Genomic DNA, 12,940 nt, shown 5'->3' on the forward strand with positions numbered 1-12,940 from the left:
CCGGGGCCCCTCGGGGTCCCCGTCCCCGCCCCTACTCCTCCGCCTCCTCCGGGACCGGTTCCGGCAGGGCCAGGTGGACCAGGCGGGTCTTGCGGCGGACGACGCTCTGGGCGCGGCCGGGGGGCAGGATGCGGGGCTTGACGTTGTCGAGGAGGTAGCCCTCCGACGGCGGGCAGGACAGCAGCAGCGCCGAGGAGTTGACCTCGCCCATCTTGCGGACGAGGGGGTCGGCCCGGCCGGCGCCCGTGGAGGCCCGGGCGACGATCATGTGCAGGCCGATCTCGTAGCCGAGCGGCAGGTGCGGCACCAGCGGTTCGAAGGGGCCGTCGAAGGGCGAGCCGACCATCTCGTAGTCGTCGACGAGGACGAAGAGCCGGGGCCCGTTCCACCAGTCGGCGCGGCGCATCCTGGCCGGGGAGATGTCCTCCCCGGGCAGCCGGGCGGCCATGGCGCGCGCGGCGCCGTCGACGTACTCGCGCAGCGGGTCGGCGGAGACGGCGTGCCCGAGCCGGTACTCCTCCGGGATGGCCTCGATCAGTTCGCGGCGGTAGTCGGCGACGAGGAAGCTGGCCTCGTCAGGGCCGTGGGACGCCATGATCTGCTGGGCGATGAGCTTGAGCGCGCTGGTCTTGCCGCTCTCGGTGTCGCCGACGAGGTAGAGGTGCGGGCTCTGGGAGAAGTCGTGCCAGACGGGCGCGAGTTCGGCCTCGTCGAGTCCGATCGCGATCCGCAGCGGGTGCTCGGAGACGGGGAGTTCGGACGAGGGCAGTTCGGTGGGCAGCATGCGTACGGCGGGGGCGGGCGGCGCGTCCCAGCTCTCGGCGACGGCTTCGACGAGGTCGGCGAGCGCCTCCGCCAGGTCCTCGGCGCGTTCCTGCCCGTCGATGCGGGGGAGGGCGGTGAGGAAGTGCATCTTGTCGGGGCTGAGGCCCCGGCCGGGGGAGACGGGGACGGTGGCGGCCTTGCGGACGTCGACGGCGGAGTCCATGGGGTCGCCCATGCGGAGTTCGAGGCGGGTGCCGATCTGGTCGCGGAGGGCGGCGGAGACCTCCACCCAGCGGGAGGTGGCGATGACGAGGTGGACGCCGTAGTTGAGGCCCCGGGAGGCGATCTCGGAGAAGACGCCCATGTCGTCGAAGAAGTCGCTGCGGACGGTGGACCAGCCGTCCACCACGAGGAAGACGTCCCCGAAGGGCTCGTCGGGGAACTCGCCCGCCGCCCGCCGCTTCCGGTAGGTGGTCATCGAGTCGATGCCCTGTTCCTGGAAGAAGAGTTCGCGGCGGTTGAGCAGCGAGACGACCTCGGCGAAGGTGCGGGCGATCCGCTCCCGGTCGAGCCGTCCCGCGACCCCGCCGACGTGCGGCAGCCCGGCGAGCGCGGCGAGCGCGCCGCCGCCGAAGTCCAGGCAGTAGAACTGCACTTCGCGGGGCGAGTGGGTGAGGGCGAGGGAGCAGATCAGGGTACGGAGCAGGGTGCTCTTGCCGCTCTGCGGGCCGCCCGCGACGGCGACGTGGCCGCCGGCGGCGGAGAGGTCGACCGTGAGCAGGTCGCGTACCTGCTCGAAGGGGCGGTCCACCAGGCCGACGGGGACGCGCAGCCGCCCGCGGTCGCCGGGTCCTGCCGTGGTGAGGCCGAGGTCGGGGTCCGGGGTCAGCGGCGGCAGCAGGGCGTCGAGGCTGGGCGCGGTGTCGAGCGGCGGCAGCCACACCTGGTGGGCGGGGGGACCGCTGTCGCGCAGCCGCTCCAGGGCGAGGCCGAGGAGGCTCTCCTCCATGGCGGAGCCGGAGCCCGAACCGGCCTCTGTCTCCGCTTCGAGTGCGGCCGTCTCTTCCGGATCGGGCGCCGCCGGCAGCGTGTGGGGCACGACCCATTCGGTGCCCCAGGGGACCACCTGGCGGGCGATCTGCTCCCGCCGGGCGCCGCGGCGGGGCGCCTTGTACGTCCCGGACACATAGGCGGCGCGGAACCGGGTCAGGGCCTCGACGCCGCTTTTCAGATAGCCGCTGCCGGGCTGCGAGGGCAGGTGGTAGGCGTCGGGGACGCCGAGGACGCCCCGGCTCTCGATGGCCGAGAAGGTGCGCAGGCCGATGCGGTACGAGAGGTGTCCCTCCAGGGCGCTCATCCGGCCCTCCTCCAGCCGCTGGGAGGCGAGGAGGAGATGGACGCCGAGTGAGCGGCCGAGGCGGCCGATCATGACGAACAGCTCCATGAAGTCGCGGTGCGCGGCGAGCAGTTCGCTGAACTCGTCGACGACGACGAACAGGCTGGGCAGCGGCGCGAGCGGGACGCCGGCGGCGCGGGCGCGCTCGTACTCCAGGACCGAGGCGTAGTTCCCGGCCTTGCGCAGCAGCTCCTGGCGGCGGATGAGTTCGCCGTGCAGCGCGTCCTGCATGCGGCCGACGAGCGCGACCTCGTCGGCGAGGTTGGTGATGACGGCGGAGGTGTGCGGCAGCTCGTCCATGCCGAGGAAGGTCGCGCCGCCCTTGAAGTCCACGAGGACGAGGTTGAGCGTCTCGGAGGAGTGGGTGAGCGCCAGGCCGAGGACGAGGGTGCGCAGCAGCTCGCTCTTGCCGGAGCCGGTGGCGCCGATGAGCATGCCGTGCGGTCCCATGCCGCCCTGGGCGGACTCCTTGATGTCGAGCTCGACGGGGGTGCCGTCCTCGCCGACGGCGATGGGCACCCGGAGCCGGCCGCGCCCCTCGACGGGGTGCTTCCAGAGCCGGGCGGGTTCGTGCCGCCGCAGGTCGGGGATGCCGAGGAGGCTGGTCAGTTCGGTGTCGGTGACGAAGGGCTCGGACGCGGTGGCGCCGCCGCCGAGCCGGTACGGGGAGAGGCGGGCGGCCAGGGCGCGGGCGGCGGCCGGTCCGAGCACGTCCGGGCGCCCGAGGAAGGTGGCCTGTTCTCGTCGTTCGCGGTCGGTACGGACGAGGTGCAGGCCCGCCGTGTCGAGGCGGAGCCGGAGGGTGCCGCGGGCGGCCTTCCAGGCGAGCGCCCCGCCGAGGTCGACGAGCACGGTGTTGCGGTAGCCGGCGCCGGTGACGCGGTGGCCGGCGGGCACGGTGCCGCCGTCCACCACGACGAGGGTGAAGGGCTCGTCGCGGCCCGGCGGGGTCTCCGGGTCGAAGGGCGGACGCTGGGTGAAGTCGACGCCGAGGAGTTCTTCCAGGGACTGGAAGTCGGCGGCGGCGAGCCGGACCTGCCCGGCGCCGTCGCGCTGGTAGCCGTGCTGGGCGTGAGGGAGCCATTTCAGCCATTCCCAGGCGGCCCTGCGCTCGTCGCTCACGCAGAGCGCGATGTTGAGTTCCTCGGGGGCGTGGAAGGTGACGAGCTGGGCGACGAGGGAGCGCAGCAGGGCACGGGAGCGCTCGCCGCCCGAACCGCCCGGATCGCCTGGATCGCCCGAACCATCCGGACTGCCCGGACCCTCCGGAGCGCCCGGACCCTCCGGACCGCCGGGGTCCTGCTCCGCCCCCTCCTCGCGGATCACCACCCGCGACCACGCCCGCAGGTACAGCGCGATCGGCTGCTCGGGGACGGTGCCGTACGCGCGGATGAAGCTGCGCAGGGCGTGCGCGGCCAGCGGTTCGAGGTCCTCGACCGGCTTGGTGGAGAGGGGTGCGAGCCGTACGGCGAGTTTCTGGTCGCCGACGGCCACCCGTACCTCGGCGAAGTCCTCGTCGGCGGGCCGCCGTTCCCACTGGCGGCTGGTCCCGACCAGGGCCCACAGGGCGTCCGGGTCGGGGTGGCGCCAGGACAGGGCCTTCTGCTGGGCGCCGACGGTGACCCTGATGCGACGGCGCATCTGTGTCAGGTAGCGCAGGTAGTCGCGCCGCTCACCCTTGAGTTTGCGCTTGCGTTCGCCGGCGGTGCGGATCAGCTGGGCGAGGATCATCGCGACGGACGAGAACAGCATGAGTCCGATGGCGATGTAGCTGAAGGCGGTGGCCTGGCCGGGGCGCAGGAACATCATGAGCATCGCGAGCGAGGTGAGACCCATCGGCAGATAGGTCCACATCGCCGAGGTGTTGGGTTCCGCTTCCGGGAGCGTCGGCGGTTCCTGGAGCGCGAGTTCGCCCTCGGGCATGTCGGGACCGCGCCGTCGGGCGGGCCTGCGGAAGAGGACGGTGCTCACGCTGGATGTCTCCTCGGGCTGATCGCGTCCGGGGGCGTTCGGGGGGTCGGGATCCGTTCGCCGGCTCGTTCCGTTCCGTTTCCGGAGGCGTACGGTTCCGTTTCCCGTGCCCGCGCGGGGCCGGGACCGTCCGGCCGCCGGGGGCGCGGCGCAGGCGTCAACTGGCCCGGGGGCCCTGTGACCTGACGTGTTGACCAAGGTAATGTGCGCTACCCAGCTTCGGTACCCCGGCCCCTCGGAGAGGTGCGGCCACCCGTCATGACAGAAACATCGGGCATATCGAGCCCCGGTCTGTGCCGGCTCGCCGTCAGGGCCCCCCGGCGTCTCCTCGACCTCGCGGTCCCCGTGGACGTACCACTGGCGGATCTTCTGCCGACCCTCCTCGACCACGCGGGCGAAGAGCTGGCGGAGCAGGGCATCGAGCACGGGGGCTGGGTCCTCCAGCGGCTCGGCGAAGAGCCGCTGGACGAGGAGGGGACGCCCGAGTCGCTGTCCCTCCGCGATGGAGAAACGCTTCATCTGCGGCCTCGTGTCGAGGCCTTGCCCGCCCTCCACTTCGACGACCTCGTCGACGGCGTCGCGGGCAGCATGCGGGATCGCCCCCACGGCTGGACCGCCCGCACCGGCCGCTGGACGCTGCGCGCCACGGCCGTCCTGCTGCTCGCCGCCGCCTGGGTGGTCTGCGCCCTGCCCGGCGGCGACGCCCCGACCAGGGCCGCCATCGCCGGCGCCGTCGGTCTGCTCGTGCTGTTCGGCGCCGCCGCGGCCTCCCGGGCGGTCGGCGACTCGGCCGCCGGAGCCGCCCTCGGTGTGTTCGTGGCACCCTTCCTGGCCCTGGCCGGGGCCCTCCTCCCGGCCGGTGAGGCCGACGGCGGCGGGCAGCTGACCGGTGCCCGCGTCCTCGCCGCGTCCGCCGCCGCCGCGGGCGGCGCCGTGCTGTCGGTCGCCGCGGTCGCCGCCTTCGTCCCGCTGCTGCTCTCGGTCGCGGTGATCGCCCTGGCCGGTGCGGTCGGCGGCACCCTGATGCTGACCATGGACCTGACCCCCGGGCCCGCCGCGGCCGTGGTCGCCGTGCTCGCGGTCGCCGTCGGCGGCCTCGTCCCCGGCATCTCCTTCCGGCTCTCCGGTCTTCGGCTGCCCGCGCTGCCCTCCAACGCGGAGGAGCTGCAGGAGGGCATCGACCCGCATCCGCACGCGCACGTCGTGAGCCGCACCGCGCAGGCCGAGCAGTGGATGACCGCGCTGTACGCGGCCGTCGGCCTGGTCTGCGCCGCCGTGCTCACCGCGCTGCTCCTGGACGACCCGGGCACCCCGGCGCTCGTCACCGCGGGAACGCTCTGCCTGCTCCTGCTGCTGCACTCCCGCACCATCGGCAACGTCTGGCAGCGCCCGGCGGTCTTCCTCCCCGGCCTGTACGGGCTGCTGCTCGCCGCGCTCACCGTGGGAGCCGGAATCGCCCCCGGCGACCGGCCGGTGCTGCTCGCCGTCCTGCTCACCCTGGCCGGCACCACGGCCGTCGCGTCCTGGACGGTGCCGGGCCGCCGGGTCCTGCCGCACTGGGGGCGGGCCGGGGACATCCTGCACACCTGCGCGGCGGTGGCGCTGATCCCGCTGGTGCTCTGGGTGCTCGGCGTCTACGGCGCCCTGCGCACCGTGTCCGGCTGACGGAGGGGGACCGCCATGCAGTCCAGGAAAGACCAGGTCCAGGCCCATATGTTCGTCATGGGCCGGCTCGTCAGCGGGATGCTGCGGCAGGATCCGGACGCGCCGGAGAGCCCCGTCGGGCGCACCAACCGGGGCCTCGCCTGGGGCATCGGTCTCGGCGTGGTCCTCGTCGTCGGCTTCCTGCTGTTCGGGATGATCTCCCCGGCCGGCACCAAGTCGTGGCGGACGACGAACGCGCTGATCGTGCAGAAGGAGACGGGCACCCGCTACCTGTACCTCGACGGCCGGCTCCGTCCGGTCCTCAACTACGCCTCGGCCCGGCTGGTCTCCCGTACGGCTCCGGCCCCCGTCATCGTGTCCACGGAGTCCCTGCGCGGCGAGCCCCACGGCACCCCCGTCGGCATCCCCGGCGCCCCGGACACCCTGCCGGGCCCCGGTGACCTGGAGCGGGGCGCCTGGCAGGTGTGCGCCGACCCGCCGCTGGCCACCGGCCCCGACGGCAGCGGCCGGACGGCCCGCACCTCGCTGCGGATCGGCTTCGCGACCGGCGGCGAGTTCCCCGGGAAGCGGGAGGGCGTCCTCGTCGCGGGCCCCGACGGCAGCACGTACCTGCTGTGGGGCGACCACCGGATGCGGATCGGCGGACACGGCGCGCTCCAGGCCCTCGGCTGGTCCGGCACGGCCACCGTCCCCGTGACCGCCGCACTCCTGGACAGCCTGCCCGCCGGCGCCGACCTGGTGGCCCCCGAGGTCGACGGCAGGGGTACGGAGTCGGGGCGGATCGGCGGTGCGGCGGCCCGGGTGGGCCAGGTCTTCGCCCTGTCGTCGCCGGGCACGGACCGGCAGTACTTCCTGCTGGAGAAGGCCGGGCTGCGGCCGCTCACCCCGCTGGCGGCGGCGCTCGTCCTCGGCGACGACCGCACCGGCCGCCAGGCGTACCGGGGCGGCGCCCCGACGGCCCTCACCCTGACCGCCGACGAACTGACCCGCAGACAGGTCCCGGGCGGGAAGCCCTCGGCCGGGCCCACGACTTCCGCCGGGTCCTCGACCGCGTCCCCCACGGACTCCTCCGCCGTCCCCGCGGACTGGCCCGCCACCCCTCCGCCCGCGCGGTCCGCCGCCGGGTCGGCGCTGTGCGCGCAGATCCAGCCCGAGGGTCTCGTGCCCCTGGTCCGGCTCGCGCTGGTGGGCGAGTCCGGGAGCCTCCCGGAACCGGCCTCCGGCCCCGGGATCGCGTCGGCCTGCCTGCCGGTGAACGGCATCGCGGTACGCCCCGGCGGCGGCGCCCTCGTCCAGGCGCTCGGCGCCGGCGGCGGAGTGCGCGGCACCACGACCTACCTGGTCACGGACATCGGCGTGAAGTACCGGCTGACGGACGCCACTTCGGTGGAGCGGCTGGGGCTGAAGGGCGGCCACGCCCAGGCCGTACCGTCACGGCTCCTGGACATGCTGCCCACGGGGCCGCGCCTCGACGTGACGGCGGCACTGGCCGGCGGTCCGGCGGCCGGGACGGACGGCTCGTCGCCATCGGACGCGAACTGCCGGTGAACCCCCGGCGGCTGTCCGGCATCTTCCCGGAGGAACGCCCGGTCGAATCCGGTCACGAACATCAGAAGAAGCTCAGAAGACACCGGAAGTCGTTGCACACGTCACAAAGCTCTCCCTAGCATCGGGGATGGCCTAGACGAGTGTTCGACTCACCTTTCTCGTCAGCCGACTTCAGCCCCTCAGAGCAAAACCCGCTCCACCGTTCCGCTTCACCGTCCGCTTCACTGTCCGCGCCTCAGACAAGGACTCCATCATGGCGACTCCGCCGCCCCCCGGCAGCACCCAGACTTCGAGCCAGAGCGAGAACCAGCGGGGCTACAACGCCCTCTTCCAGGCCAAGGAGGGCGTGCAGCGGGCCCAGGAGGACGTCAAGACCGTCATGGGCGGCCTGATCAGGGCCTACGGCGGCAGCGACGGCAGCGCCTTCCAGGGCCTGCTGAACGAGTGGAGCGGCCAGGTGGACGTCATCACCCGCAGCATGAGCGAGATGATGCAGACGCTGACCGAGACCGGCCAGGCACAGTCGCGTACGCAGGGCGAGATCAACGACTTCATCGAGGCCGCCCGCCGTTCCTCGATCTCCGCGGGCACCGAGAGCAAGCTCAACCCCTGAGCCTGCCACCGCCGTTCCCTCTCCCCTCCACCCCGTCGAGGAGCCTTTGATGTCCAACTTCTACGCCGACAAGTCCGACGGTGTCATCCACGTCGAATACCAGCACGTCGACCGCGCCGCCGAGGACATGCGGATGCAGACGAAGGCGATCCAGAACACCGTCCAGGCGCTCAACGAGGAACTCGCCGGGCTCCGCGTCGCCTGGCAGGGCTCGGACGCCGCCACGTACGGCGGGAAGCAGGACGCGTGGAACGCGGCCTCGCAGGAGCTCGGCCGCATCCTGGACCGCCACAGCGCCCTGCTGAACCAGATCAGCGAGATCTACAAGAAGCACGAGAACCGCAGCGCCGACCAGTGGGCGAACGTCCGCGTCCCCTCCTGACCGGTCCCACCCCCAGCGGCGCCGCCGGCCCAGTGCCCGCGGCGCCGTGACCGTCGGCACCACCGCGGTGACCGCTTCGCACCGACCGAGGGAGAGAGAGCATGGCCGAAGGTACGGATCTGTCCCACCTCGACAAGGAGAGCCTGACCAGGTTCCTCACGGTCGAAGGGCAGGGAATCCCGATGTTCCTCAAGAAGCTGGAGGAGATCGCGAGCACCTCGCCGACCAGCCCCAGTCCGACGATGCCCCTGCTCGCCCGGAAGCTGAAGAACCCCGGCGAGAACATCACCTCGCACGGGCCGAAGCTGGGCAAGCTGACCCTGGACGACGCCAAGCCCGAGTCCCCGGCCATGGGAAGCCTCTTCGTCACGTACATGCAGACGAACTCCGAGAAGCTCGGCGAGATCCTCACGAACCAGCTGAAGCTGTTCAAGGAGATCAAGCAGGAACTCGGCTTCACCATCGCGGACATGACGACGGCCGAGGAGGACAACCTCGACAGCATCGAGGGGCAGAAGATCCTGGACGACTGGAAGGACATCTCGGACCTGATGGCGCCCAAGCCCGCGGCGTAACCGGCCCGTCCCGCCTCTCCGCCGCTGCCGCACTCCGCGTTCCGTCGCTCCCGCCGTCCGCATCTCCGCCGCTCCCCCGGTCGTGTCCCGCCGCTCCGCCGCCCGTCGTCCGCCGCTCGTCCTCCCGAAGGAATCGACTCCCGTATGGCTCCCGCGTCCGAAGAAGACAAGAAGAAGTGGGCCGAGTACCTCGCCACTCAGCTGACCGGATTCGTCGGCCCGACGCGCGAGGAAGTGGGGAAGATCGGCGGCACGGCGGACCAGGCGGGTGAGGGCGCCGGATGGCTGCGGGCCTCCATCAAGCGCAAGGACTACGACGAGGCGGCCAACAACGTCTCGCCGGGTCCGCTGGAAAGAGTCATCCAGTTCTACGACTTCGACTCGGACGTCACCAAGGTGACCGGTCATTTCGAGGTCACCCTCACCGTCCCCTGGAACGAGGGCGGGAACGACTTCAGCGACAACGGAAAGGCCGGCGCGTACGACGGCGGCTACCGTGACGCCCTCTCCGCCCTCGTCACGAAGTACACGACGGAGGGATTCACCCACCAGTTCGCGACCGTGCCGCAGATCGTGTCGACGGACGTGGTCGATCTGAAGAGCCTGATCACCACGGGGAAGGCCTACGACGAGGTCCAGAAGTTCTTCACGGACTACGGCGCGGAACTCGAGAAGTGGGTCAAGGACCTCGGGGGCGAGGACGCCGCCTGGCAGGGCTCGGCCGCCGACGTGTTCCGCATGCTGCTCGACGGCCTGGCCTACGGGTACAAGGACCTCAAGAAGGACCTGACCCCGACGGGCACGCCCGTCTCCCTGTCCTTCGGCGAGACCTACAACCCGACGTCCTCCATCGGCCAGGAGATCGCCCGGTGCGCGAAGGCGATCCACGACGCCGCCGACGCCCTCATGAAGGCCTGGAACACCTGGCTAGAGGCCAAGGTGACCATCGACGCGGCGACGCCGGGGGAGCAGCTGACGTACAACACGTATCTCCCCACCTACCACCTCAACGCAGAGGTGAACAAGGTCGCCATTTATCTCAACGAGAACAATATCAAAAAGGTCTATAAGGTCTCCGGGAAGAGTACGGTCTATCTTTACTCGGGATTCACGATCTATCACCCGCTGTACGGAGACCTCACCCAGAAGCCGGCCTGGGAAAAGGTCGCCCAGGAGGCGTACAAGCACTGGGTCGAAACCATTGTGGCGACGATCGACACGGCGGCCAACACCCAGACGCAGCTGCTCAACGAGGTCTTCAACAACCTGGCGAACGCGACCGGGAACCTCAGCTTCAGCACGGGCTTCAGCGACCTGAAGGCCAAATTCCTCGAGGAATCGACGAAGAAGCAGAAAGAGGACCTCGAGAAGGAAAAGAAGGACCTGGAGGACGAGGCCAACAAGAAGAAGGACGAGCTGGAGGAGAAGCTCGGCGGGGGCGGCGACAAGCCGCCGCCGACGCTCGACCCCAACTCCGTCGGCGGCGGTCTCGGCGGCGACGGCGGCCTGGGCGGGAAGAAGCCCCCCGGCCTCGGCACCGGCGGCACGCCCCCGCCCCTCCTGAACCCCAACGGGACCAACGGAACCAACGGCGGCAACGTCGTCCGCACCCCGGACGGCACCACCATCGTCCGCAACCCCGACGGCTCGTACACCACGACCTACCCCGACGGGCGGAAGGAGATCACTCCGCCCGGCGTGACCCCGCCGCTGCTCGGCCTGAACCCGCCCGGCCTCGGCGGCACCCCGACCAAGCCCGTCCCGCTCAAGACCACCAAGGGCCCGGACGGCTCCACCACCTCGTACAACCAGGACGGCTCCCGCACCACCACCCACAAGGACGGGACCACCACCACCGTCGCCCGCGACGGCACGACCACCACGGTCAACCCCGACGGCTCCACCACCGTGCTGCACAGGGACGGCAGCGAGACGATCACCTATCCGGACGGTACGAGGACGACGATCCGCCCGGACGGCAGCAGCGTCACGCAGTACAAGGACGGCACGGTGCAGAGCCGCGCCGCCGACGGCACCCTCACCACGACCGACCCCGACGGCAACAAGAAGGTCACCCACCCCGAGCCGGGCTCCACCGTCCACAACCCGGACCGCTCGACCACCACCTTCAACAAGGACGGCTCGACGACGACGGTCCACCCCAACGGCACCAGGACCACGGTCAGCCCCCAGGGAACGGTCACCACGATCGACCCGGACGGCACCAAGACCGTGTCCCAGCTGGGGAAGAACACCTCGACGATCGAGTACGCCGACGGGTCGGTGGCCAAGGTCGACAAGGACGGCACCGTCGTCACCACGTACAAGGACGGCTCCTCCACCCGGCTCGCCCCGGACGGCACGTACACCACCACCGAGGCCGACGGGCAGAAGAAGACCGAGCACCTCAACCCGCTCGGCGGGAACGCGGGCGCGGAGACCAAGCACAACGCGGACGGCTCCACCACCACCCGCTACCCGGACGGCACCATCGACCAGAAGCTCAAGGACGGCGGTCACAAGATCACCTTCCCGGACGGGCGGACGGTCACCACGGACGCCGACGGCCGCACCCTCTCCGTGACCGGCGGCCCCTCCTCCCTCGACCGCAACAACACCAGGCGTTTCGGGGACCACGACTACTACGACTACCCGGACGAGAAGAAGAAGACCAACAGCCTGGTCAACAGCGGGTACGGGGGTTACGGCGGCTCCGGTCAGGGCGGCGGCCCCCGCATCCCCCTGCTCTCCAACAACCCCCTCGGGCACGGCTTCGGCGCGCCCGGCACTCCCGGCGCCGGCGGCGCGGCGGGGGCCGAGCGCCTCCGGGCCACCGCCACCGGCGAGACCACGGCCGGCCGCGCCCGCGCCGCCCAGCTGGCCGCCGAGGAGGCGGCCGCGCTGCGCCGCCCCGCGACCTCCTCCGGCGGCATGCCGATGATGCCGCCCATGGGCGGCGGCGGCATGGGCGGCGGCCAGGGCACGCAGAGCGACGAGCGCGAGCGCTCCACCTGGGTCAGCGAGGACGAGGACGTCTGGGGCACGGACGAGGGCGGCGTCGCCGGTGTGATCGGCCGGTGAGCCCGGTGAGCCCCGTACTCCCCCGCGAACGGCGGCGGGCGACGGACGGAAGCCGAGACGTACGACGAGGCGTACGACGAGACGCACGACGAATGGGACCACGGAGAGGGAGAGGTGCCGGGCGATGAACAATCCCCTGGAGGAACGGCTCGCGGAAGCGCTGGCGGAGTTCGAGGAGACCCGGGCCCGCCTCGACGAGGCCGCCGCCGAGGCCGCGCGGATATCCGTGACGGTCACGGCCAAGGACCGCACGGTCGAGGCGACCGTCGGGGCGCAGGGCGAGCTGACCCAGCTGCGCTTCCCCACGAACCGCTACCGCACGATGGCCCCCGCCGAGCTGGCGAGCGTCGTGATGGGCACGATCGCCTCCGCCCGCGCCCAGGCTGCCTCCCGACTCCTCGATGTGTACCGGCCGTTCGGGCCGATCCCGGGTCTCGACAAGGACGCCGAGGGCGGCTTCGCGCCCGTCGAGTGGGACGAGCTGTTCGCCCCGCTGCGCCAGGACCCGGACCTCGTGGTGCCGTCCTCCCGCTCCACCGCCACCTCCGGCGGCGCCCTCCTCGACGAGCTGGTGGACGACGAGGACGGGACCGCCGGCGGTGCGGGGGAGGGGGTCGCGCGATGACCGAACTCGACGTCGACAGCGAGGGCCTCGACCGGGGCGGCGAGGCTGTGAAGAACGTGGGCCACGAGCTGAAGGTCGCCCGCGACGAGTACGTGGACAAGATCACCAGCTATCGCGGCTGCTGGGGCACGGGGGAGTTCGGCGAGGCCTTCGCCAAGAAGTACTACCAGGGCCTCGGCTACGTCGTGGACGGGAGCGAGGCGCTGGTCAAGGCCCTCGAATCCAGCGGGGAGAGCCTCGGCGACACCTCCGGCAAGTTCAAGAAGACGCAGCAGGACATCATCGACAACGTCAACACCCACACGAAGAAGCGCTGACC

9 protein-coding genes are annotated in these 12,940 nt (G+C 71.7%); 8 read left to right on the forward strand and 1 reads right to left on the reverse strand.

Features of this window, described 5'->3' with window-relative positions; genetic code table 11:
- Window positions 1–31: 31 nt before the first annotated feature.
- Window positions 32–4,132, reverse strand: a complete 4,101-nt coding sequence (gene eccCa / locus V4Y03_RS16475; RefSeq protein ID WP_332435414.1) for a type VII secretion protein EccCa — start codon at window positions 4,130–4,132, stop codon at window positions 32–34.
- 258 nt (window positions 4,133–4,390) lie between these two features.
- Between eccCa and eccD the strand changes: the two genes are divergently transcribed.
- The 8 genes from eccD to V4Y03_RS16515 all read left to right on the forward strand — a co-directional run bounded on the left by eccD (window position 4,391) and on the right by V4Y03_RS16515 (window position 12,938).
- Window positions 4,391–5,797 (forward strand): type VII secretion integral membrane protein EccD, encoded by a 1,407-nt coding sequence (gene eccD / locus V4Y03_RS16480; RefSeq protein WP_332435415.1) that lies wholly within the window; start codon window positions 4,391–4,393, stop codon window positions 5,795–5,797.
- A gap of 15 nt (window positions 5,798–5,812) precedes the next feature.
- On the forward strand, window positions 5,813–7,345 hold the full coding sequence (gene eccB, locus V4Y03_RS16485; RefSeq protein ID WP_332435416.1) for a type VII secretion protein EccB: 1,533 nt from the start codon (window positions 5,813–5,815) through the stop codon (window positions 7,343–7,345).
- Between the two features lie 253 nt (window positions 7,346–7,598).
- On the forward strand, window positions 7,599–7,958 hold the full coding sequence (locus tag V4Y03_RS16490; RefSeq protein ID WP_317878172.1) for a hypothetical protein: 360 nt from the start codon (window positions 7,599–7,601) through the stop codon (window positions 7,956–7,958).
- A gap of 49 nt (window positions 7,959–8,007) precedes the next feature.
- Window positions 8,008–8,340, forward strand: coding sequence for a WXG100 family type VII secretion target (locus tag V4Y03_RS16495; RefSeq protein WP_317878171.1), 333 nt, complete (start codon window positions 8,008–8,010; stop codon window positions 8,338–8,340).
- A 101-nt stretch (window positions 8,341–8,441) separates the two neighbouring features.
- On the forward strand, window positions 8,442–8,915 hold the full coding sequence (locus tag V4Y03_RS16500; protein WP_317878170.1) for a type VII secretion system-associated protein: 474 nt from the start codon (window positions 8,442–8,444) through the stop codon (window positions 8,913–8,915).
- A 144-nt stretch (window positions 8,916–9,059) separates the two neighbouring features.
- Complete coding sequence (locus V4Y03_RS16505) at window positions 9,060–11,996, forward strand: AAWKG family protein (RefSeq protein WP_332435417.1); 2,937 nt, start codon at window positions 9,060–9,062, stop codon at window positions 11,994–11,996.
- 124 nt (window positions 11,997–12,120) lie between these two features.
- Window positions 12,121–12,621 carry a YbaB/EbfC family nucleoid-associated protein gene (locus V4Y03_RS16510; RefSeq protein WP_332435418.1) on the forward strand — a complete coding sequence of 167 codons (501 nt, stop codon included), beginning with the start codon at window positions 12,121–12,123 and terminating at the stop codon, window positions 12,619–12,621.
- The gene (locus V4Y03_RS16515; RefSeq protein WP_317875704.1) at window positions 12,618–12,938 is read left to right on the forward strand and encodes a hypothetical protein; all 321 of its coding nucleotides are present in this window, start codon (window positions 12,618–12,620) and stop codon (window positions 12,936–12,938) included. Before V4Y03_RS16510 ends, V4Y03_RS16515 begins: the two co-directional genes overlap by 4 nt.
- Window positions 12,939–12,940 lie beyond the last annotated feature (2 nt).

It is taken from the genome of Streptomyces sp. P9-A4 (genome assembly GCF_036634195.1).
Taxonomy (GTDB): Bacteria; Actinomycetota; Actinomycetes; order Streptomycetales; family Streptomycetaceae; genus Streptomyces.

What these genes read in the sequence shown, in the direction of transcription:
- eccD (WP_332435415.1), top strand. Translation starts at nt 4,391, where the DNA reads ATGACAGAAACATCGGGCATATCGAGCCCCGGTCTGTGCCGGCTCGCC.
- V4Y03_RS16510 (WP_332435418.1), top strand. Translation starts at nt 12,121, where the DNA reads ATGAACAATCCCCTGGAGGAACGGCTCGCGGAAGCGCTGGCGGAGTTC.
- V4Y03_RS16500 (WP_317878170.1), top strand. Translation starts at nt 8,442, where the DNA reads ATGGCCGAAGGTACGGATCTGTCCCACCTCGACAAGGAGAGCCTGACC.
- V4Y03_RS16495 (WP_317878171.1), top strand. Translation starts at nt 8,008, where the DNA reads ATGTCCAACTTCTACGCCGACAAGTCCGACGGTGTCATCCACGTCGAA.
- V4Y03_RS16505 (WP_332435417.1), top strand. Translation starts at nt 9,060, where the DNA reads ATGGCTCCCGCGTCCGAAGAAGACAAGAAGAAGTGGGCCGAGTACCTC.
- V4Y03_RS16490 (WP_317878172.1), top strand. Translation starts at nt 7,599, where the DNA reads ATGGCGACTCCGCCGCCCCCCGGCAGCACCCAGACTTCGAGCCAGAGC.
- eccB (WP_332435416.1), top strand. Translation starts at nt 5,813, where the DNA reads ATGCAGTCCAGGAAAGACCAGGTCCAGGCCCATATGTTCGTCATGGGC.
- V4Y03_RS16515 (WP_317875704.1), top strand. Translation starts at nt 12,618, where the DNA reads ATGACCGAACTCGACGTCGACAGCGAGGGCCTCGACCGGGGCGGCGAG.